The sequence below is a fragment of the Rhodococcus sp. NPDC080181 genome, assembly GCF_040702225.1.
In the GTDB taxonomy this organism is placed as follows: Bacteria; Actinomycetota; Actinomycetes; order Mycobacteriales; family Mycobacteriaceae; genus Rhodococcoides; species Rhodococcoides fascians.
This window is the reverse complement of the sequence record NZ_JBFBKN010000003.1, coordinates 77,762-100,086: the sequence shown is the minus strand read 5'-3', so window position 1 is coordinate 100,086 and position 22,325 is coordinate 77,762. Positions and strand designations below refer to the sequence as shown.

Annotated in this window: 18 protein-coding genes; 15 read left to right on the top strand and 3 right to left on the bottom strand. The window is 65.9% G+C overall.

What is annotated here, in order from left to right:
• Positions 1-63 precede the first annotated feature (63 nt).
• From AB0O58_RS04455 to AB0O58_RS04440, 4 genes are read left to right on the top strand one after another with little or no spacing between them, the layout of a single operon-like run.
• Positions 64-468, top strand: a complete 405-nt coding sequence (locus AB0O58_RS04455) for an SdpI family protein (RefSeq protein WP_027495026.1) — start codon at positions 64-66, stop codon at positions 466-468.
• Positions 469-472: 4 nt separating this feature from the next.
• Complete coding sequence (locus tag AB0O58_RS04450) at positions 473-1,453, top strand: DUF1648 domain-containing protein (protein ID WP_032399365.1); 981 nt, start codon at positions 473-475, stop codon at positions 1,451-1,453.
• 17 nt (positions 1,454-1,470) lie between these two features.
• Positions 1,471-2,457, top strand: a complete 987-nt coding sequence (locus tag AB0O58_RS04445; RefSeq protein WP_230593360.1) for a bile acid:sodium symporter family protein — start codon at positions 1,471-1,473, stop codon at positions 2,455-2,457.
• Positions 2,458-2,488: 31 nt separating this feature from the next.
• Complete coding sequence (locus AB0O58_RS04440) at positions 2,489-3,850, top strand: glutamate decarboxylase (RefSeq protein ID WP_366237944.1); 1,362 nt, start codon at positions 2,489-2,491, stop codon at positions 3,848-3,850.
• Between the two features lie 72 nt (positions 3,851-3,922).
• Here AB0O58_RS04440 and AB0O58_RS04435 read toward each other — a convergent pair whose 3' ends face one another.
• The gene (locus AB0O58_RS04435; RefSeq protein WP_032400878.1) at positions 3,923-4,540 is read right to left on the bottom strand and encodes a YqgE/AlgH family protein; all 618 of its coding nucleotides are present in this window, start codon (positions 4,538-4,540) and stop codon (positions 3,923-3,925) included.
• A 54-nt stretch (positions 4,541-4,594) separates the two neighbouring features.
• Positions 4,595-5,284 (bottom strand): TetR/AcrR family transcriptional regulator, encoded by a 690-nt coding sequence (locus AB0O58_RS04430; RefSeq protein ID WP_027495021.1) that lies wholly within the window; start codon positions 5,282-5,284, stop codon positions 4,595-4,597.
• A gap of 117 nt (positions 5,285-5,401) precedes the next feature.
• Here AB0O58_RS04430 and AB0O58_RS04425 point away from each other — a divergent pair, with 117 nt between their 5' ends.
• The 3 genes from AB0O58_RS04425 to AB0O58_RS04415 are packed head-to-tail and all read left to right on the top strand — an operon-like array spanning position 5,402 to position 9,201.
• Positions 5,402-6,334 carry an NAD-dependent epimerase/dehydratase family protein gene (locus AB0O58_RS04425; RefSeq protein ID WP_366237943.1) on the top strand — a complete coding sequence of 311 codons (933 nt, stop codon included), beginning with the start codon at positions 5,402-5,404 and terminating at the stop codon, positions 6,332-6,334.
• Positions 6,335-6,358: 24 nt separating this feature from the next.
• Positions 6,359-7,645 (top strand): MFS transporter, encoded by a 1,287-nt coding sequence (locus tag AB0O58_RS04420; protein ID WP_032389443.1) that lies wholly within the window; start codon positions 6,359-6,361, stop codon positions 7,643-7,645.
• Positions 7,646-7,704: 59 nt separating this feature from the next.
• On the top strand, positions 7,705-9,201 hold the full coding sequence (locus AB0O58_RS04415; protein ID WP_366237942.1) for a DUF4185 domain-containing protein: 1,497 nt from the start codon (positions 7,705-7,707) through the stop codon (positions 9,199-9,201).
• Between the two features lie 50 nt (positions 9,202-9,251).
• Here AB0O58_RS04415 and AB0O58_RS04410 read toward each other — a convergent pair whose 3' ends face one another.
• Positions 9,252-10,718, bottom strand: a complete 1,467-nt coding sequence (locus AB0O58_RS04410; protein ID WP_032371394.1) for a CCA tRNA nucleotidyltransferase — start codon at positions 10,716-10,718, stop codon at positions 9,252-9,254.
• Between the two features lie 101 nt (positions 10,719-10,819).
• Here AB0O58_RS04410 and AB0O58_RS04405 point away from each other — a divergent pair, with 101 nt between their 5' ends.
• The 8 genes from AB0O58_RS04405 to AB0O58_RS04370 all read left to right on the top strand — a co-directional run bounded on the left by AB0O58_RS04405 (position 10,820) and on the right by AB0O58_RS04370 (position 22,313).
• Positions 10,820-11,395, top strand: coding sequence for an NUDIX hydrolase (locus AB0O58_RS04405; protein WP_366237941.1), 576 nt, complete (start codon positions 10,820-10,822; stop codon positions 11,393-11,395).
• A gap of 2 nt (positions 11,396-11,397) precedes the next feature.
• The gene (locus AB0O58_RS04400; RefSeq protein WP_366237940.1) at positions 11,398-13,800 is read left to right on the top strand and encodes a glycoprotein; all 2,403 of its coding nucleotides are present in this window, start codon (positions 11,398-11,400) and stop codon (positions 13,798-13,800) included.
• Positions 13,797-17,987: a murein biosynthesis integral membrane protein MurJ gene (gene murJ, locus AB0O58_RS04395; protein ID WP_287452452.1), complete on the top strand. Its 4,191-nt coding sequence runs from the start codon at positions 13,797-13,799 to the stop codon at positions 17,985-17,987. The genes AB0O58_RS04400 and murJ overlap by 4 nt, the downstream gene beginning before the upstream one ends.
• Before the next feature lie 99 nt (positions 17,988-18,086).
• Positions 18,087-18,668 (top strand): RNA polymerase sigma factor SigM, encoded by a 582-nt coding sequence (sigM, locus tag AB0O58_RS04390; protein ID WP_045841535.1) that lies wholly within the window; start codon positions 18,087-18,089, stop codon positions 18,666-18,668.
• Positions 18,669-18,727: 59 nt separating this feature from the next.
• Positions 18,728-19,486 carry a hypothetical protein gene (locus AB0O58_RS04385; protein WP_032373409.1) on the top strand — a complete coding sequence of 253 codons (759 nt, stop codon included), beginning with the start codon at positions 18,728-18,730 and terminating at the stop codon, positions 19,484-19,486.
• Positions 19,487-19,611: 125 nt separating this feature from the next.
• Positions 19,612-20,601 (top strand): thioredoxin-disulfide reductase, encoded by a 990-nt coding sequence (gene trxB, locus AB0O58_RS04380; RefSeq protein WP_366237995.1) that lies wholly within the window; start codon positions 19,612-19,614, stop codon positions 20,599-20,601.
• Positions 20,602-20,648: 47 nt separating this feature from the next.
• The gene (trxA, locus tag AB0O58_RS04375; RefSeq protein ID WP_008711582.1) at positions 20,649-20,981 is read left to right on the top strand and encodes a thioredoxin; all 333 of its coding nucleotides are present in this window, start codon (positions 20,649-20,651) and stop codon (positions 20,979-20,981) included.
• Between the two features lie 138 nt (positions 20,982-21,119).
• Positions 21,120-22,313 carry an N-acetylmuramoyl-L-alanine amidase gene (locus AB0O58_RS04370; RefSeq protein WP_032371397.1) on the top strand — a complete coding sequence of 398 codons (1,194 nt, stop codon included), beginning with the start codon at positions 21,120-21,122 and terminating at the stop codon, positions 22,311-22,313.
• Positions 22,314-22,325 lie beyond the last annotated feature (12 nt).

Below are 22,325 nucleotides of genomic sequence, written 5' to 3'. Positions count from 1 at the left end.
CCAGCCTAAAGTGTGACGCGGCCCGCCTGGTACCAGGACCTCGCTGCGCCGTATCCTGGCCAGGTGGTCATCGTCTCGGTTGTGTTGTTCGTGCTCGCCCTCGTCGTCGGGGCTGTCGCTGCCCTGTCGCTGCTCGGCCGGCTCCCGCGCAATCGATTCGCCGGTGTCCGTACCCCCGAGGCAATGCGCGACGACGAGACGTTCGTCCTCGCGAACCGTGTCGCCGGCCCGACCACAGCCGCATCTGCGCTGGTACTGGCCATCGGCGGCGTAGCCGCACTCGCACTGAGCGGCATCGCAGCGGTCGTCGGAGTGGTCGTTGCCCTCGCTGCAGCGCTGTTCATCGCCGCAGCCGGCGGATCCATCGGTGCCCGCGCAGCCGCGGCAGTGCCGGCACCCGCCGAGGCCGACGGATGCGGACAATCGTGCATCTCGTGCAGCCTCAAGGACGCCTGCCAGCCGAGCTGAGCGCATGAAACAGAAGAGTCTGCGCACCTTCGATCCGGCCGGAGTCGTCTTCGGCGTCGTCCTCCCGCTCGCGGTTGCCGCTCTCTGCCTCGTCCTGGCCTATCTGTGGGAGGGTCGCCTGCCGGACCAGGTGGCGACTCACTTCAGCGGAACCCAGCCGGACGACTTCTCCAATCCGCTCGCCAACGCCTGGACCGTCGCCATCGTCATCGTGTTGGTCGGGGGCGGTGTGAGCGCGGTGGCCGCCCTGGCCCGAGTGCTGCTGATCATGCGTCGGACGATGCTGATCATCGGGCTCACCGTCGTCGGGACGATCGGCGTGCTGGAGATCGCGACCCTCGCACGCGAACTCGACCTACCCACCGAGCAGAGCGTCACCATTCCCGGCTGGGCCATCGCCGTCGGTACCGTTGCCGGGTTCGCCATCGGACTGTTCGGAGCGACGCGCCTGCGGGATCACCGCCAACGCGTCGTCGCCACCGCACCCCTGCACACCGACCTACCTCGGTGCGGCCTCGAACTGCCGCTGGTGGTTCCCGTCGGAGCGAGCCGCGTCGCCGCAGTCACGGTGATCGCGCTGTCTGCGGCCGGAGCCGGCGTGACGTGCTACCTCTCGAATTCGCCGTGGCCGATCTTTCTGTTCGTTCCGCTGACCATCCTGATCCTGTCCCTACTGCGATTCACCGTGCACATCGACAGCGACGGTCTCTACGTCTCGAGCCTGGGAATGGCGGCATTCGACTACGACATCGCCGAGATCACTGGTGCCTCGGTGCGGACGGTGAACCCGGCCAAGGACTTCGGCGGGTGGGGTCTTCGAGCGAAGGGCCGCGGCAATTACGCCGTCGCCACCGAAGCCGGGCCGGCGGCATTCGTCACCTTCGCCAACGGTGATCGACTGACCATCGGAACCGTAGCCGCCGACACGATCGCGGGAACGCTCAACACCCTCACCGACCGTGCCCGCACCACCACTGCGGACTGAGTGGCCGAGTGAAAGCGTTGCGGGACACCGTCCTGGATCCCTTCCTGCTGAGCATCTTCGCGGTCGCCGCGCTGGCGAGCATCTTCCCCGCGTCGGGAACCGCCGAGGACGTTCTCGGCGGGGTGACACGCGTCGCCATCGGGCTGCTGTTCCTCATCTACGGCGCGCGACTGTCCCCACGTGACGCCTGGGAAGGCGTCAAACACTGGCGCTTGCACTCGGTGATCCTGGCGTCGACGTACCTGCTGTTCCCTGCGCTCGGACTGGCCCTGAGGGTCCTCGAACCGAGTCTGCTCAGCGAGGACCTCTACACCGGAGTGCTGTTCCTCTGCCTGGTGCCCTCGACCGTCCAATCCTCGATCGCCTTCACCTCCATCGCCCGGGGCAACGTGGCCGGTGCCGTGGTGAGCGCGTCGTTCTCCAACATCCTCGGTGTGTTCGTCACCCCGCTGCTGGTGCTCGCGCTGATGACCACCACGGGTTCGGCGAGCATCGATCCCAGCTCGATCCTCGACATCGTTGCGCAGCTGCTGCTCCCGTTCGCCGTCGGTCAGCTGCTCCGACCCTGGGTGACGGGCTGGCTGACCCGCCACAGCGCGTCGACGAAGCTCGTCGACCGGGGATCGATTCTGCTGGTCGTCTTCTCCGCCTTCAGCGCGTCGATGAACCAACACGTGTGGTCCTCGGTCGCCCTGTGGCGCATCGGCATCGTCGTCGCCGTGTGCATCCTGCTGCTCGCCCTCGTTCTGACGATCACCTGGTACGCAGGCAAGTCGTTCGGTTTCTCGCTCGAGGATCGTCTGGTGCTGCTGTTCTGCGGATCCAAGAAGAGCTTGGCGAGCGGACTGCCGATGGCCGCCGTGCTGTTCGTCGGCCAACCCATCGGGTTGATCGTCCTGCCGCTGTTGCTGTTCCATCAGATCCAGCTGATGGTGTGCACCGTCATCGCTCAGCATTTCGCGCGTCGACCGGAACCGAGCCCGGCGGCGGTCGTCGCGGACTAGGTTGGTGTCAGTCGAGAAATCGGAGAAGACAATGCCCAGGAAACTGCACACGGACGGCGTCGTCTCTGCCGCCTACACCGGCCGGCTCGCCACCGATCCTGTACTCGCACTGCGACTCCCCGAGAATCAACTCGACCCCGACGCCGCCTACCGCTACATCCACGACGAACTGATGCTCGACGGCAGCTCACGCCTCAACCTGGCGACGTTCGTGACCACCTGGATGGATCCGCAGGCCGAAAAGCTGATGGCGGAAACGTTCGACAAGAACATGATCGACAAGGACGAGTACCCGTCCACCGCGGCCATCGAAGAACGCTGCGTCAACATCGTCGCGGATCTGTTCCACGCACCCGGCCTCGACCGCGAGGACCCGTCATCGGCCACCGGCGTCTCGACCATCGGATCCAGTGAAGCAGTCATGCTGGCGGGGTTGGCGCTCAAGTGGCGCTGGCGGGAGAAGGGCGCCGGGACAGGAACCCCGAACCTGGTGTTGGGCAGCAATGTCCAGGTGGTGTGGGAGAAATTCTGTCGCTACTTCGACGTCGAACCCAAGTACCTGCCCGTCGAACGCGGGCGCTACGTCATCACCCCGGAACAGGTTCGGGACGCGGTGGACGAGAACACCATCGGCGTCGTGGCGATTCTCGGCACCACGTTCACCGGTGAACTCGAACCCGTACAGGAAATCTGCGCCGTCCTCGACGAGATCGCCGGCGGCGGTGGACCCGACGTACCGGTTCACGTCGACGCGGCCAGCGGTGGTTTCGTCGTACCGTTTCTGTATCCGGAGCTCGAATGGGACTTCCGTCTGCCTCGGGTCAAGTCCATCAACGCCAGCGGACACAAGTACGGATTGACCTATCCGGGAATCGGATTCGCGGTCTGGCGGACCAAGGAAGACTTGCCCGAGGATCTCGTGTTCCGCGTGAACTACCTCGGCGGCGACATGCCCACCTTCACACTGAACTTCTCGCGGCCGGGCAATCAGGTGATCGGCCAGTACTACAATTTTCTGCGCCTGGGCCGGTCCGGCTACACCGACATCATGAAAGCACTGCGCGACACCGCAGTTCGCGTCAGCACTCATCTCGCGGGACATCCCGATATCGACGTGATCACCAATGGATCGACCATCCCGGTCCTGTCGTTCATGTTGAAAGAGCACTGCGAGTTCACCGTGTTCGACGTGTCCCACGAACTGCGTGCCCGCGGCTGGCAGGTGCCGGCGTACACGATGCCCGACAACGCCACCGACGTCGCCGTACTCAGAATCGTCGTCCGCGAGGGCTTCAGCGCAGACCTCGGCCGCATGCTGTGCATCGCCATCGACGAGGTGATCGACGGTCTGAAATCGGGCGGACACTCGACCGCGCGGGCTTTTTCGCACTAGGTTGCGTCCTGGGTCGTGAGTGGAAACTCGACCCCTGCTACGAAGTTCCGCGCACGTGCGGCGCAGCCGCTCTCAGTTCCGTTCGACGTCGATCGGGTGGGACGCCAACAGCGCCAACGGCATCGGCTGACGACGCAGAACCTGCGCCCACAGGTCGACGCGCGGCGGACCGATCACGTCGGAAGCCAAGGCCGACAACACGATCCAGTCTTCTCGGTCCAGTTCACCTTCGAGCTGCCCGAACGTCCACCCCGAGTACCCGGCGAAGATGCGCACACCCTCCACGTACTGCGCGATGTCTGCGGGGTCGGAATCCAGATCTACCATCACCACCCGGCCGTCGACTCGGCGCAGACCGGCGACCCCGTCGATCGACGCACCGGTGCGCAGCGTGGCCAGACACAGTGCCGAATCACGCTTGACCGGACCACCGACGTACAGGGCCCGCGGCTTCGCGGCGAGCTCGGACCAATCGGGCAGCACGTTCTGCACCGCGGTCTCACTGGGGCGGTTGATCACGACGCCGAGACTGCCCGCGTCGTTGTGTTCGATGATGTAGATGACGGTGCGCCGAAACGTGGGCTCCACGAGTTCGATGGACGACACCAGCAGACTGCCGGGACGAACATCGTGCAGTGCCGACGCCGTCCGGTCCTCGGGTTCCTCCGCATGCGCTGCCACATCAGCCATTGTGGCACCGCACACCGCCGGATGTGGCACAAGCACGACGGCCAGTCCTCGGTCCTACTCGAGCCCGGCAATCTTGGTCAGAATCCCCAACTGGAACTCGAACAACGCGTCTCGGTCGGCAAACGTCGTCGCGCCGTACTGATCGAACACGTCGAAATTGATCGCACCGAACAGTGACGCCCACACCATCACGCCCAATGCGATGAGCTCGTCGGGCAGGTCCATGTCCATCTGGGCGCGGATGTCCTCGAAACTTGCGTGCAGCGACGCCAACTCGGTGGGCGCCGATTCGATGTCCGGGCGACGGATGTCCCAGGCCGACTGCAGGACTGCGACCAATGTGGTGATCACCCGGGTCCCCGGGCCGGTGGTCTGTTCGGCGGGCGCGTGGTAACCGGGTACGGGGCTGCCGAAGAGCAGCGCGTACCGGGCCGGCTCCCGCAGTCCCCATCGACGCACCGCCCGGCTCAACGCCCGGAATTTGTCGGCGGGGCCGTCCGCTGCGTCGACGGCCGCGTCGACTTCGTCGCCCAGCTCGGAATACGCATCGACGACGAGCAAGGTCAGTAGCTCGTCCCGGCTCGAGACGTAGCGATAGACCGCCGAGGAGACGACGCCCAGATCTCGGGCGACCGCGCGTAGCGACAGGGCCGCAGCACCGTCTGCGGCCAGGTGCTCCCGTCCGATGCGGGTGATGTCGCTCAGGGTCTGGGCGCGGGCTCGGGTACGCGGAGTGCTCGCCATGCTCGCTACTGTAACTGCCGCTCTTTTCCGAGAGCACTGCTCTTGCTTTTCTCCGAGCAGAGGTGCACACTCGACACATCAGAGAGCACCGCTCTCGTTTACCGAAACGGAGTAGCCATGTCAGAACTTCACGTCGTCACCGGTGCGGGACCCGTCGGCTGGACGATCGCCGAACAGCTTGCTGCACAGGGACATACGGTGCGTATCCTGACTCGATCCGGCAGCGGGCCACAGCATCCGAACATCGAACGGCGATCGGTCGACATCGAGTCCGACGACCTCCGAGCGCACGTCGACGGAGCAACCGCCATCTATCACTGCACCCACGCCGCCTACGAGAACACGGTGTGGCGCGACAAGCTCGAGGCGATGGAACGACGTGTGCTCGACGCGGCCGCGGGCACGGTCGTCGTGTTTCCCGAAAGTCTCTACGCCTACGGCCGGGTCGACGGGCCCATCCGCGAGGACTCACCCAGAAATGCCACGTTCCGCAAGCTGGGTGTGCGCACCGAACTCCTGGCCGCACGCGACGCTCACTCGACCCCCACCGTCAGCATCGCGGCATCCGACTTCTACGGCCCCCGGGTGCTCGTCTCGCACATGGGAGAACGTGTGGTCGCCAATGTGCTCGCCGGTAAGACCATTCGGGTGATCGGGGCCGCGAACCTACCCCATTCCTTCACGTACGTGCCGGATTTCGCAGCCGCGATGATCGTCGCGGCCGCACGACCGTCCACGTGGAATACCGTCCTGCATGCACCGACCGCCCCCGCGGTGACTCAGCGGGAGATGATCGAGATGTACTCCGCTGCAGCGGACTTGCCGACCCCGAAGATCGGTGCCGTACCGGCTTGGGTCATGCGAGCACTGGGGCTCGTTTCCGGTCCGATGAAAGAGCTGGGGGACACCCTGTACCAGTTCCGCTACCCCTACATCCTCGATTCGAGCCACAGCGAGCGCGTTCTCGGCCTCGATCCCACCCCGCTCGCCGACGGCACAGCCGCCACGATCGCGTGGTGGAAGGCAGACAAGCCCGCCGTATCGGTGTGACCGACGCGGGATAGAGTCCCGTCGGTGAACGACGCCTCCTTTCGTACCCGCCTACGTGAGTCCCCGGGCGTCGGCAAGCTCACCACCGTTCGTTTCGCCGGCCAGTTCGGTGATGGATTGTTCCAAGCCGCATTGAGCGGTGCCATCCTGTTCAATCCCGAACGCGCCACCAACCCCGCCGAGATCGCCGCCGGTTTCGCTGTTCTGCTCGTGCCCTACTCTTTGGTGGGCCCGTTCGCAGGTGCGCTGTTGGACCGCTGGGATCGTCGATCGGTTCTGTTGTGGGCCAATATCGTTCGCATCGTTCTCATCACCGCTACCGCCGGGCTTCTGTGTGCCGGGGTCGACGCCACGCCGCTGCTGCTGTTGGCTCTGGCCACCGTCGGGCTCAGTCGGTTCGTCCTGGCGGGCGCGTCGGCATCCTTGCCGCATGTGGTGCGGCAATCGTGGCTGGTGCCGATGAACTCGGTACTGGCCACCGTCGGCTCCGGTTTCGCGGCGGCCGGTGCGGGACTGGCGGTCGCAGTGATCGGTGCCGTCGGAGCGGGGGATCTCGGCTCGGGTGTCGCCGTGGGGCTGGCCGCGACCGGCTCGGTGGTCGGTGCTGTTGCGGCCGGACGGTTCGCGCCGCGGTCTCTCGGTCCCGATACGGACGATCGGCCCGGCAACCCGCTGAAAGATGTTGCCGCCGGCCTGAAATCGGGTGCCCTGGCGGTGTGGCGGTCGCCGGGCGTGACCACCGCGATGATCGGCATCGGGGCACACCGCATCGTGTTCGGCATCAACACCCTCATCATGGTGCTGGTGCTGCGGGAGAGCACGCAGAGTTCCCTGCCCGGCGGCCTCGCCGGCTTCGGCATTGCCGTCGGAGCCACGGCCACCGGAATGTTCCTCGCCGCCGTCATCGCGCCGTTCGCCGTCCCGCGGTTCGGCCGCACCCGCACCATCGCCACGGCCCTCGTCCTGGCCATCGCCGCTCAGGTCGGTGCCGTCTCCGGCCTCACCCAGACCAGTCTGCTGCTCGGAGCTTTTCTCCTCGGGATCGCCGGGCAGACCGTCAAACTCAGTGGGGACGCCGCCATGCAGATCGAGATCGACGACGCGCATCGCGGACGAGTCTTCGCGTTGCAGGACACCGTGTTCAACGTCGCGTTCGTCGGCGCCCTCGCCGCGGCCGCATTCGCCGTCGGCCCCGACGCCACGGAGCTGAGCCAGGATCCCACTGCGCACGCGCTGGTGTTCGTCGGAGCAGGAATCTACGCCGTCGGCTTCGTCGCAGCGGTACTCAACACGAGGCGCGCACCGCGCTGACGTGGTGTATCTTCCCGTATCGGACCGCTAGGTTTCGTCGGACAACACGGGGGCACCGCATGCATGGCCGCACGACGTCGCTCGGCTGCATCATCGCGGTTGCCGCAGGTACAGCCGTTCTTTCCGCACCCCCCGCGTACGCGGCCCCGCCGCCGCCGGTGAATTCCTGTGGAGAAACCGGATTCGACCCCAAGGACTACCCACCAGAGCCCGTCGGGCCCGGAAATCCGCCGCAGCTGCCGCCGTTGCCGGATCGTGTGGTGATCCCCGTGCCGTATCCGTCGATCGAACTCGTGCCGGTGCCCGACCCGCCGCCGAACAACACCCGTGTCCAGGCCGAGCCGTCGGCCGACCCGTGCGCGGACCCCTGCCCCGACCTCACCGACGCCACGGACTCGCCCACCACCGGCTCGGCAGACCATCTCCCGTTCCCTCGCATCGAGATCGACCCGCAGCCCGAGACCCTTCCCATCCCGATTCCCGGCCCCGGTGGAACTCCGGGAACCCCGCCGCCGGCACCCGCCGTGACCGCGGCGGAGTCCGGGCCGACGACGGTACCGCCGGTGGCACCGGCCCTCGGACACGTCGAGGTGGTCTCGCAGCTGACCGGACCGGGATCGGAGAACCGCACCGACAAGCGCTGGCAGGTCGACGGCACCGACCTCGGCATCATGTGGGAGAGCAAACCGGGCGAGGTCGCCGTCGTTTTCGGCGATTCCTTCGGCAAGGGTTGGGAATTCGGTGTGGTCGGCGGAGACGATTGGCGGTCGAACGTACTGGGACACAGCACCGACACCGACCTGTCCGACGGTATGACCCTGGACTCGATGGTGCAGGATTCCCGCTGTCACGCAGCCGAATTACTACCCTCGCGCAAGATCAAGAATTGGGAGACCACCGTCATCCCCACGTCCGGGTTCGCGATCGACGACCGGCAGTACATGTCGTACATGTCCATCCGGCGGTGGAGCACGATCCCCGGCATGTGGTGGACCAACTACGGCGGCATCGCCTATTCCGACGACAACGGTTCCACCTGGGTCAAGTACGAGCATGCCAAGTGGGACAACGTCTTCGGGTTCTCCAAGTTCCAGGTGTCGACGATGGTCCCGGCGGGGGAGTACGTGTACATGTTCGGCACCGTCAACGGTCGCGCCGGCCAGGTCGGCCTGGCACGCGTCCCGAAAGCGGACGTACTGAACAAGACCGCCTACCAGTACTGGGTGAACGGCACCTGGGCTCCCGTCGGATCGAACGAAGCCACCCCCATCGCCGACGGTATGGCCGGGGAACTGTCGGTTCATCACGACGACGCCCGAGGCCTCTGGCGGATGACGTATCTGGATCCGTTACGCGGCGATATCGTTCTGCGCGAAGCAAATTCACCGCAGGGCGAGTGGACCGCCCCGAGCACCCTGATCGATACCGCCGAGTACCCCAAGACCTACGGCGGCTTCATTCATCCGTGGTCGACGGCGAACGAGCTGTTCTTCACCGTCTCGGAGTGGGACAGCTACAACGTCTATCTCGTCAAGGCCGAGCTTCGCTCGTCGTGAGTGGAAACTCGTAGTGGGCTACGAAGTTCCGCGCACGTGCGCGGGACGCGCTACTGCGTCGGCCACCACTCGAGCAGCGCCGCTTCGGCGTCCTCACGTGAGAGTGGTCCTCGATCGAGGCGCAGTTCCTTCAGGTATTTCCAGGCCTTGCCCACGTCGGGACCGGCGGGGATACCGAGCAGCTCCATGATCGCGTTACCGTCGAGGTCGGGACGAACCCGCGCCAAGTCCTCTTGCTCGGCGATGCGGGCGATGCGCTCTTCGAGATCGTCGTAGGTGGCTTGCAGGGCAGCCGCTCGACGCTTGTTCCTGGTGGTCGAATCGGCTCGAACCAGCTTGTGCAACTTGGGCAGTAGCTCGCCGGCATCGGTGGCGTAGCGACGCACCGCCGAGTCGGTCCACTGACCCTTGCCGTATCCGTGGAATCGCAGATGCAGGAACACCAGATGCGAGACGTCCTCGATCATCTTCTTCGAATACTTCAACGCGCGCATACGCTTTCGCACCATCTTGGCCCCGACGACCTCGTGGTGGTGAAAGCTGACGCCGCCGCCGGGCTCGTTACGTTTGGTATCGGGCTTGCCGATGTCGTGCAGCAGTGCGGCCCAACGCAATACGAGATCGGGGTCGCCGTCCTCGAGGTCGATGGCCTGCTTCAGAACCGTCAACGAATGCCAGTACACGTCCTTGTGCTGATGATGCTCGTCGATTTCGAGCTTCATGTTCGGCACCTCGGGAATGATCCGCTGAGCCAAACCGGTCTCGCACATCACGTCGATGCCCTCGATCGGGTGGGCGCCGAGAATCAGCTTGTCCAGCTCCACCTGAATGCGCTCGGCGGTGATGCGATCGATCTGATCGGCCATGTCGACGATGGCGCTGTGCACCCGCGGCAACAACGAGAAGCCGAGTTGCGACACGAATCGAGCCGCGCGCAGCATCCGCAGCGGATCGTCACCGAACGACGTTTCCGGTGCCGACGGGGTATCGAGAACGCCCTCGAGCAACGCGTCCATGCCGCCGAGCGGATCGACGAACTCCTGCACGCCGTCCGCACCCAACCGCACGGCCATGGCGTTGACGGTGAAATCGCGTCGAACGAGATCTTCTTCGAGGCTGCTGCCGTATTGCACCTCGGGGTTGCGCGAGACCTGGTCGTACGAATCGGTGCGGAACGTCGTGATCTCGATCTGCTGGCCGTCCTTGGCCGCACTGATTGTTCCGAACGCGATGCCCGTGTCCCACTGATGGTCCGCCCACCCGGACAGCAGCGTCTGAACGACCTCCGGCCTGGCGTCGGTGGTGAAATCCAGATCGGTTCCCAAACGACCGAGAACCGCGTCCCGAACGGACCCTCCGACGAGGTACAGCTCGTGGCCCGCGGCGGCGAACAACGCGCCCAGCGGGGTCAATACCGGCGCGAGTTCACGCAACGTCACCGCAGCTGCAGCCAGCAACCTTTCCCGGCGCGCATCGGCGTGCTCGGGGGAAACGGAAGACAGGGACTGATCGGCCACGGTGGAAGAGCCTACTGGCGCAGTATCGACCGGATCGTCTCGGCCATCGGCCACGGTGCGGCAAGCCGGAGCGGGGCGCCGAGGCAACTAGTATGGATCGGGTGTCTGCTGCCGAACGTGCGAACAGGAGCCGCCGCAACCCGCGGCGGCGTCAAGCACGCGCCGACACCGACGCACCCAAGCTGCGGACCGTCCGAGAAACCTCTGCCGGAGGCCTGGTGGTCGACGGCCTCGACGGCCCGCCTGCCACCCGCTGCGCAGCCCTGATCGGCCGCACCGACCGGCGCGGACGCCTGCTCTGGTCCCTGCCCAAAGGACACATCGAGCAGGGCGAAACCGCCGAGCAGACGGCCATGCGCGAGGTCGCCGAGGAGACCGGCATCCGCGGCACCGTGCTGGCGTCGCTGGGAAGCATCGACTACTGGTTCGTCACCGAAGGCCGCCGGGTCCACAAGACCGTTCACCACTACCTCCTCCGCTTCCTGGGCGGTGAACTGTCCGACGAGGATCTCGAAGTCACCGAAGTCGCCTGGGTACCGCTGAGCGAACTGCCGTCCCGACTCGCCTACGCCGACGAACGCAAACTCGCCGCCATCGCCACCCGACTCATCGAGGACATGAACGGCGAGCAGACAACCGGCGGCGACACGAACGCACCCACGCCCGGCGGGAAGTGATCGTGCGGGCCCGGAAGGTCGCTGCCGCCGCATTGACCTCGTTTTTCCTCGCTGCAGCGCCGGCCGTCGGCACCGCAGCACTGGTACCCCAACAGCTCCCTACTGCCGCGGCGCAGCCAGATTCCGCCGGAGACACCAGCGGCACGACCAGCGCCGTTCCCGATACCCCGATGACGCAGTCCGGCGATCCGTTCCTGACGCTGAGCATCGATACGGTCGCACCCTCGACGGTCACCACCAGCAGCGATCCGTTCGTCACGGTTCGCGCGACGGTGAAGAACACCGGCGATCGACGCGTCGACGACGTCAGCGTTCGCCTGCAGGGTGCGGCGGCCATCGACACGACGTCCGGTCTGCGGACCTCGCTCACCCTCGACCAGGAAAGATTCGACCGCGTCGGGACTTTCGTCACGGTCGCGGAGTCGCTGGAGAAGGACCAGAGCCGCCAGTTCGATCTGTCGATGCAGCTACGAAGCAGTACCGAGCCCTCACTCGGGATCGACGCTCCCGGCGTTTACCCCCTACTTCTCAACGTCAACGGCACCCCCGAGTACGGCGGGACGGCTCGACTCGACGACGCCCGCTTCCTGCTACCCGTCGTCGGACTGCCGCGGAATCCCGGTCAGCTCGACCCCGCAGCGCCCGGCGCGATGCCGCTGCCCCCCAACACCCGGAACCCCGTTGCAATGACGGTGTTATGGCCACTCGCCGACATTCCCCGTCTCGCGGCCGGAATCCCCGGTTCCATCGACGATCGAGTGCGTCTGATCGACGACGACCTGGCGACCCAGCTCGCCGCTGGTGGTCGGCTCGACACCCTGCTCAAAGCCCTGGAATTCGCGACGCAGCCCGGTCTCGATCCCGACGGCAAACTGGCGTCGAGCCTGTGCATCGGCATCGACCCCGACCTGCTGGTCACCGTCTCGAACATGACCCGCGGCTACCTCGTCGTCGACAACCCGGCCGATCCGGCCAGCTCCGCGCGGGAGGGCTCCGGCAGCGGGGCCGCAGCCCAGTGGTTGACGCGGCTCGAGGCACTGGCGTCGAACACGTGCGTGACGGCCCTACCGTTCGCTCAGGCCGACCTCGCCGCCGTCGCCGACATCGGTGATTCCTCGCTGCTCAGCAGCGCTGTCGCCGCCCCGGCCGACATCGTCGACGGCATCCTCGGCATCAGCTCGTTACGCGGTTTCACCTGGAGTGCCACCGGCGGCGTCGACGCGGGCGCTGCGGACGCGCTGAGATCGTCGGGAACCGGGACCGTCCTCGTCGCCGACAACAGCATCAGCCCACCCACGTCGTCGCCGACGTCTCTGCTGGTGTCCACCGATACCGCGCCGACCGCCGCCGATCCGACCGGCACCTTGGCCGCCACCCACTACGACTCGGCGACCGCAGCCGCACTGGCCGGCATCGGCACGACCCCGTCGACCCCGGCCTTGACCCCGGCGAATCAACGCTTCGACCTGGGCACCGACTCTCGTACCGCACGGCTGCAGGACGCCCTCGGCGCCATCAATTTCCACGCCCTCGTCGGTGCCGATCGACCCGGCCGCACGGTGACCGTCGCACCGCCGCAGTACTGGACCGCGGGAGGAGACGAACCGTCGGCAATCCTGTCGACGGTGTCCTCGCTGTTGCGTTCGGGCCTGGCGACGCCTCGTCCGCTGCCCGGCCTGATCACCGAGCCCCCCACCGGCATCCCGGTGACCAGCATCGATGTGCCGACCGATCTCGATGCGTCCGCCATCGACACGGTGCGCACACAGAGCGCACGCGTGGACACCCTGGCGCAGTCACTGGTCGAGGATCCCCAGTCCGCACTGACTCCGCGCCTGTACACCGCCCCGCTGCGGGAGGACATGCTCCGCGCCCTGTCGACCGCGGGTCGCGCCAGCGCCGAAGGCGAGGACGCCGCGGCCATGGCACGCACCCGTCTCACCGCGACCCGCGTCGGACTCGACACCGTCTACGGATCGGTGACCGTGCTGGCCCCGGGCGGCGTCTACACACTGGCCTCCGAGCAGAGTCCGCTGCTGCTCGTGGCCCGCAACGACCTACCGGTGCCGGTCAACGTGCTCCTCCGAGTAGACGCGCCACCGGAGATGACGATCAGCGACGTCGGCGTGACCCAACTTCCGGCGCGCGGATCGCGAACCATCACCGTGCCCGCCGAGGTGGACGACAAACGCAATCTGTCGGTCGACTTCTCCGTCACCACCCTCGACGGCACCCGGCTCGGCGAGGTATCGACGGTGTCGGTTCGATCGAACGCATACGGTCAAGCTCTCGCGATAATTACCGCCTGCGCCGGCGCGCTCCTACTGTTGCTTGCAGGCCGACGACTCTGGCACCGATTCCGAGGACAACCCGACCCGGCCGACGAAGGGTACGAGAGACCATGACAGGCAATGTGCCGTACGACGGCGACCTGCCCCGGTCACGCATGCCCGCAGCGCAGGTGTTCCGGCGCACGACGCCCCCACGCCCCGCCCCCTGGGAGCGGCAACCACGACCGGAGATGCGTTCCTATCCGGCACCGCCCCCGCTCGACGGTCAACCGGCAGCGGACGACTCCGCAACTCAGCTCATCCCACGGTTCCGGGACGAGGACTACCCACCCGCCGCGCCGTCGGGGAACATTCCTCCGCCGCAGACACCACCGGGCGGCAACGAGTCACCACCGCAGCCCGAACCCAGACCTCAGAAATCGTTGCTGGCCGCGTCGGGCTCGATCGCCGTTGCGACCCTCGTCAGCCGGATCACCGGATTCGCCAAGCAAGTAGCCATGACGGCCACCCTGGGTGCCGGCCTGGCCAGTGCGTTCACCGTCTCGACGATTCTCCCGAACATGATCTCCGAGCTGGTGCTCGGTGCCGTCCTCGGAGCGATCGTCGTTCCTGTCCTGGTACGCGCAGAACAAGAGGACGCCGACGGCGGACGTGACTTCGTCCGACGCCTGTTCACCATTGCGGTCGCGCTGCTCGGCACCGTGGCGTTGGCCGCAACCATCGCTGCGCCGCTGCTGGCGCGTCTGATGCTCAACGGTGATCCGAAGGTCAACGAGGACCTGACCATTGCCTTCACCTATCTGGTGTTGCCTGCGCTGATGTTCTACGGGCTCTCCGGCTTGCTCACGGCGGTGCTCAACACCCGACAGAACTTCAAACCCGGTGCGTGGGCACCGGTGTTCAACAACCTCGTGGTACTCGCGGTGTTCGGCATCTACTTCCTGATGCCGGGTGAGATCACCGTCAATCCGGTCGACATGACGAACCCGCAGCTGTTGATCATCGGCCTCGGCGTCACCACCGGTGTCATCACGCAGGTCCTGGCGCTGATCCCTGCGCTTCGCCGCGAGAAGATCGACCTGCGCCCACTCTGGGGGTTCGACGCGCGCCTGAAGAAGTTCGGCGCGATGGCGGCCGCGATCGTGCTCTACGTCGTCATCAGTCAGATCGGTCTGATCGTCGCCACCAACATCTCGTCGGGAGCCGACGACGCGAGCCCCACGATCTATTCCCAGGCCTGGATCGTGCTGCAGTTGCCGTACGGCATTCTCGGCGTCACGGTTCTGACGGCGATCATGCCTCGACTCAGTCGTAATGCCGCCAACGGTGACACGCCCTCGGTCGTCGACGATCTCTCCGTCGCCACCCGATTGACGATGGTCGCGATGGTCCCGATCGTCGTGTTCCTGACCTTTGCGGGGCCGTGGGTGGGCGAGGCGCTGTACGGGTTCGGCAAGTTTGCGCCCGACGCCAACCGGCTGGGTGAGGCCGTGAGCTGGTCGGCGTTCTCCCTTATCCCGTACGCGCTGGTCCTGATCCACCTGCGCGTGTTCTACGCCCGCGAGCAGGCCTGGACGCCCACCTGGATCGTCCTCGGCATCACCGCCGTCAAGATCGGCCTGTCGTTGCTCGCCCCGATCGTCGCAACCGATCCGGAACAAGTGGTGCTGCTCCTCGGCACCGCGACCGGCCTCGGCTACACCGCAGGTGCCGTCATCGGCGGATACCTGCTGCACAAGAGCCTCGGCAACCTGCGGATGGCCAACGTCGGGAAGACTGTCTGGCTGGTTCTCATCGCCTCGCTGGCCGGCGGCGCAGCCATGCTCGCCATCGACCGGATCGTCGGATTCGACGCCATGGCGAACGGCTGGATCGGCAACTTCGTGCGCGTCGCGATGGACGCCGTCATCATGCTCGGCATCACGTTCTCCATCCTGTGGTTCGGCAAGATTCCCGAAGTACTGGCCGTCACCGTCGCGTTGAGCCGGCTCGTCCGCCGGGTCCTCGGACGGTCGGCCCCGCCCGAGCGTGTGACGTCCGGTTCGGTGCCGGATCCGGCTGCCGCGGAAACCAGCGTGATTCCGGTTATTCGAACCGAGCCCACATGGGACACTGCGCGGGATCGACTCCCGTACCCTGGTCAACGGCACCCGGGGGCAGACGCCCCTGCAGGTCGACCGCTTGTAGAACAACACGGGGCATATTCGCCTGAAGGAGTAACAGTGACCGACGACGATGTTGCTGGGGGGCCGGCACAGTCTCCAGCAAACGAAGCCGACCGAACGAGCGGCGGAGTCGAAGTCGACACCCAGGACCGCACCGAGCCCGTGAAGGCCGAGTCTGCTGCGTCGTCGAAAGCACCCGAGTCGAAAACACCCGAGTCGAAGACAGCGGACTCGAAAGCACCTGATTCTTCGGAGAAGCCGAGCACACCCAGCACGCCTGAGTCGGCGGCAGCGTCGAGTGCCGAGGCCACCGAGAAGAAGGAAACCAAAGCGTCCGCTCCCAAGGATCAGACGATCGCGATCTCCAAGGCAGCGCTGGCGGCCAAGCCGTCGGACAAGACCGTCTCCATCTCGAAGGCGAAGCTGCCGGTCGACGACGCGAGCAAGGCCGAGCCGAAGACCGACAGCACACCGGTGGAGGCAACGAAGAAATCGACTGCAGTCGACACACCAGTAGCACCGAAGCCGACAACGGACAAAGCTGCCGAAAAACCAGCCGAGGACCAGTCCACCGCGGACGCCCCCGGGCGCACCCTTCGCGGACCGACGCTGATTCCCGGTGCTTCGGTGGCCGGGGGACGCTACCGCCTGTTGGCACCGCACGGTGGAGCTCGCGGGCTGAAGTTCTGGCAGGCCCACGACGTCAAGCTCGACCGCGAGGTCGCGTTGACGTTCGTCGACGCCGATCAGCAGTCCACGGCGTCACCCAACGACCGCACTCAGGGCCCGCAGGCAATCCTGTCCCGGACGCTGCGCCTCGGTCGGATCAACTCTCCCGGCCTCGCCCGGGTGCTCGACGTGGTGCGCGGTAGCTCCGGCGGCATCGTCGTCGCCGAGTGGACTCCCGGTCGCTCGCTGCGCGAGATGGCCGATACGGTTCCTGCCCCCACCGGTGCCGCTCGTGCGATCAAGGTCCTGGCCGCCGCGGCCGAGGCTGCGCACCGCAGCGGCGGCGCGCTGTCGATCGACCACCCCGATCGCGTACGCATCAGTACCAGCGGCAACGCCGTCCTGGCGTTTCCCGCGACTCTGGCGGACGCCGACTCCAGTTCGGACGTCCGTGGTCTCGGTGCCATGCTCTACGCCCTGATCACTGCACGCTGGCCGTTGTCGGACACCACCGGAGAAGCCGTCGTTCCCGGTGACGCGGCATCCCTGCGCAGCGTCGGCGGCATGCGTCCGGCCGATCGGGACGACAAGGGTGCGCCGCGCGAGCCTCGCGAAATTCGCCCCGACGTTCCGTTCGAGATCTCTGCCGTCGCGGTACGAGCGCTCGAGCAGAACAGTGGCATTCGCACCGCCGCGACGGTGCAGCACGTTCTCGATCAGGCCGCGGTGGTCAACGACAAGACCGACCTGATGCCGGCACTGCGACTGGGCCAGCGTGCCCCGGGAGCCAGCGGTCACTCGCTCGCAGACCCGGAAGAGCTGGCCGCAGAGAAGGCGAAGTCGACGCGAACCAACATCGCCATCGCCGTTCTCGGCGCTCTGACGGTGCTGATTCTGGCGTTCGCCGGCTATTGGTTGTTCACCTCCATCGCGGGCGACAACACCGATGCGCCGCTGGACAGCCAGGAGTTCGGGCTGACGACCCCGGCTGCCGCACCGCCGGCCGGCGACACCGCTGCGCCCCCGGCGCCGACGGGTGGACCCGTCGCGATGAGCGATGTCAGCGTCTTCTCCCCACAGGGGTCTGCAGACAACCCGGGCACGGCATCGAACGTGATCGACAACAACCCCAGCACGGCCTGGACCACCGACTCCTACTTCCAGCAGTTCCCGGCACTGAAGAACGGTGTCGGACTGCTCGTCACCATCCCGTCGTCGACGTTGAAGAACGCGTGGATCGAATCGACGTCGCCGGGAACGGTCGTCGAGATCAGGTCCGCTCCCAACGATTCACCGAGCCTCGGCGACACCACGCTGCTCGGTGAAGCCACTCTGCAGAACGGCCGCACCGACATCGCGCTCGACGGCACCGAACCCACCGGCAACGTCCTGGTGTGGATCACCACCCTCGGAGAGCAGGGTGGCCGCATCGCTACCTCGATCTCCGGGATCGGTTTCGACACGTAAAACCGGCGATACAGAGGCAAATCGCGTTCGTTTCGTACTTCGCGGTATCGATGGCCTAGGCTCCCCCCAATGCGTTAACACGGGGGGAGCCGTTTTCGTATGACCGAACGTATCGATTCGGCGCTGGGGGAGCGCACGGATGCGGAATTGTTGGCTGCTCATGCAGCCGGTGAGCCGACCGCATTCGCCACGTTGATCCATCGCCATCAGGAACACCTGTGGCTCACGGCACGCCGCACGAGCTACACACCCGAGGACGCATCCGACGCGTTGCAGGAGGCGTTGCTCTCCGCGCATCGAACGGCCGGGTCGTTTCGCGCGGACGCTGCAGTCCGCAGTTGGTTGCACAAGATCGTCGTCAACGCGTGCCTCGATCGCATTCGCCGAAACAAGGCACGTCCGTCGGTTCCGTTGAGCGAGAACGAGAGTCACGAGCCGGTGTCGCCTCGGGACCGAATCTCCGAATCCGAGACCAGCATCCTCGTCCGACAGGCCCTGATGACGCTGCCGCCCGACCAGCGAGCGGCGGTGGTCGTCGTGGACATGGAGGGTTACTCGGTGGCCGACGCCGCAGCGTTGCTGGGGGTTCCCACCGGTACCGTGAAGAGTCGATGCGCTCGCGGCAGACTCAAGTTGTCGACGCAGCTCGCATACCTCAAGGACGCAGGGAACCGAATCTAGACCCCTCGCGTCTAAACCGTGTGAGAGGGAAAGAAGACTCGGCGAAGGGAGGCAGGAACGTGTCGTCGAACACCGACGCTCTACCCGGTGCCCCGTTCTCACCCGAGTTGCTGGCCGATCTGCATGCAGATGCACTACCCGAGGACGTCAGCAGTCGGCTGTGGCCGTTGGTGCGTGCCGACGCCGAGGCGATGCGAATCCTGGCGACACTGGACACCGTCACCGCTCGGCTGCACGAGTTGGGCGAGGATCCGAACGGCACGATGCCCGTTCCCGCCGACGTCGCCCGGCAGATCGATCGCACCCTCGAGACCCTGGCCGACACAGAGTCGGCGGACCGTACCGCCGATGTCCTTCCGCTTCGCAGACCTCCACGTAGCGCGCGTACACGCCGGCACGTGATCGTCGGAATCGCCGCTGCTGCAGCACTTCTCGCGGGTGGTTCGGTCACCTTCGCCGCGGTCCTGCACAGCCCGGGCACGTCGGATCCCGTCGTAGCCGAGCCGGGGACCACGCCACCCGACTCGTCCCTCGTTCTCGATTCCACCGATCTCGACTCGAACGTCGCGTTCACCGTCATCGGTAAACGAGACCCCGGCAGCCTGTCGGATCCGGCAGACCTCGCCGCGTGTCTCGACGCCAACGGCGTGGACCCCACCGCCGCCGTCTTGGGATCCAGTCAGGTTCGGGTCGACGGCCGACAGGGAACGCTCCTCGTCCTCGCCGGGGCCGGGCCGGCGCAGTTCATCGCTCTGGCAGTGGGCAACGATTGCCGCGGCGGTAATCCCGACGTCCTCACGCGTCGCGATATCGGCTGACACATCTCTCACCGGGGAACAACTGCCTCTAGGGTGGTGTTGACCAGATGTACGTCGATAGGCAGTGCTCAGTGCACTTTCGCGTCGACGCCAAGAACACGCCGCACAAGATCGGAAGGTCTGCATTGAGTACCCCCAAGGTTCACGATCTCATCATCGTCGGCTCGGGACCGGCCGGATACACCGCCGGTGTCTACGCGGCCCGCGCAGAGCTGGAGCCCATCCTGTTCGAGGGAACCCAGTTCGGCGGTGCCTTGATGACGACGACCGAGGTCGAGAACTTCCCCGGTTTCCGCGAGGGCATCATGGGCCCCGATCTGATGGAGCAGATGCGCGAGCAGGCGCAACGTTTCGGTGCCGACATCCGCACCGAGGACGTCGAGGAGCTCGAGTTGACCGGGCCGATCAAGACCGTCTCGGCGGGCGGCGAGACCTACCGTGCTCGCGCGATCATTCTCGCGATGGGCGCAGCCGCTCGGTACCTATCCATTCCCGGTGAGGAGAAGCTCCTCGGACGCGGCGTCAGCGCATGCGCCACCTGCGACGGGTTCTTCTTCCGCGACCAGGACATCGCCGTCATCGGCGGCGGCGACTCGGCAATGGAAGAGGCAACCTTCCTCACGCGCTTCACCCGCAGCGTGACGATCGTGCACCGCCGCAGCGAGTTCCGCGCGTCGCGCATCATGCTCGAGCGCGCCAAGAAGAACGACAAGATTCGTTTCCTCACCGACACCAAGGTTCTCGAAGTGCTCGGCGACACCAGCGTCACCGGCCTGTCTCTGGAACATGCAGTCACCGGCGAGAAGACGACTCTGGACGTCACCGGGATGTTCGTGGCGATCGGCCACGATCCTCGCAACGAGCTGGTCAAGGGCCAGGTCGAACTCGACGATGCCGGCTACGTCAAGGTCGCATCGCCCACGTCGGCCACCTCGGTCAAAGGCGTGTTCGCTGCAGGCGACCTCGTCGATCACGTCTACCAGCAGGCCATCACCGCTGCGGGTACCGGCTGCACCGCATCCATCGACGCCGAGCGTTGGCTGGCCGAGCAGGGCGACATCACCACCAACACACTCGAGCACGCCGATCAGCCGGTCGACGCCGTCAACGCCTGACCGGTAGCCCCACCACCTGTTTGCAGACCCACACCGAGGAGATACACATGTCCGACGACAAGAGCACAGTCACCATCACCGACGCGTCGTTCGTCGACGACGTTCTGACCAGCGAGAAGCCCGTTCTGGTCGACTTCTGGGCCACCTGGTGCGGCCCGTGCAAGATGGTTGCTCCCGTTCTCGAGGAGATCGCTGCCGAGCACAAGGACAAGCTGACCATCGCCAAGCTCGACATCGATGCCAACCCGCAGGCGGCTCGGGACTTCAAGGTCATGTCCATCCCGACGCTGATCCTGTTCCAGGGTGGCAAGCCGGTCAAGCAGATCGTCGGCGCAAAGGGCAAGGCCGCGCTGCTCAAGGACCTCGAAGGCGTTATCTGACTCACCCACGCTTGGTGTGGATTGCCGCAGAAGCCTGTCTTTCTGCGACAATCATCTGATGTGCCGATGCTTGCGTCGGCACATCAGCGCATCGAAGTGCGTGTTGACCGTCAGGACGATCGAGAGGGTTTTTCCAGGATGCAGGAGCTCAGTCACGGCGATTCCGGACCCGCCGTCGCCGAGGTCCGCGGCACTCTCTCGGCACTCGGTTTCCTCCACGAGGCCGTGGTTCCGCCCGGCCCGATGGACGACGGCCACTGGACGGCCCCGGGATCGGTGTTCGACCGGGCCCTCGACGGTGCCGTCCGCGCGTTCCAGCAGCATCGTGGCTTACTGGTCGACGGCGTCGTCGGACCGGCCACGTACCGCGCCCTCAAAGAAGCGTCCTACCACCTCGGTGCCCGCACGCTGATCTACCAGCTGTCCGCTCCGCTGTACGGCGACGACGTCGCCACCCTGCAGACACGCCTGCAGGACCTCGGTTTCTACAACGAGCGCGTCGACGGCTTCTTCGGACCGAAGACGCACGAGGGCCTGTCTTCATTTCAACGCGAGATCGGTCTGGCACCCGACGGTATCTGCGGCCCGGCGACACTGCGTTCGCTCGACCTCCTCGGAACCCGTGTCACCGGTGGATCGCCCCACGCGATGAGCGAAGAAGAACTCGTACGCAAATCCGGCCCACAGCTGACGGGTAAGCGAATCGTCATCGACCCCGATCTCGGTGGTGCCGACACCGGCCGCATCGTCGACGGCACATTCGGACGCGTCTCCGAATCGGAAATTCTGTGGGATCTGGCCAGTCGTCTCGAAGGCCGAATGGCGGCGACCGGAATGGAAACGTTCCTCTCTCGTGCACGGGGAACCAACCCGTCGGTGGCCGACCGCGCGGAAACCGCCAACGCCTGGGGCGCAGATCTGATGATCTCGCTGCGCTGCGCGTCGAGCACCAGTCCTGTGGCCAACGGAGTGGCCAGCTTCCACTTCGGTAACTCGCACGGATCCACCTCGATGATCGGCCAGGTCCTCACCAGCTACGTGCAACGCGAAATCGTTGCTCGCACACCACTTCTCGATTGCCGCAGTCACGGCCGCACGTGGGATCTGTTGCGGCTCACCAACATGCCGACCATCCAGATAGACCTCGGCTACCTCACCAACGAATCCGACGTCGAAGTACTGAGCGATCCGCGATTCCGCGACATCATTGCCGAGGCAATCCTGATCGCCGTCAAGCGGTTGTACCTCCTGGGTCAGGACGACCAACCGACCGGCACGTTCACGTTCGCTGAACTACTGGCCGAGGAACTCGCAGCCGCCGACCGCCCCTGATCGACGGCGCCC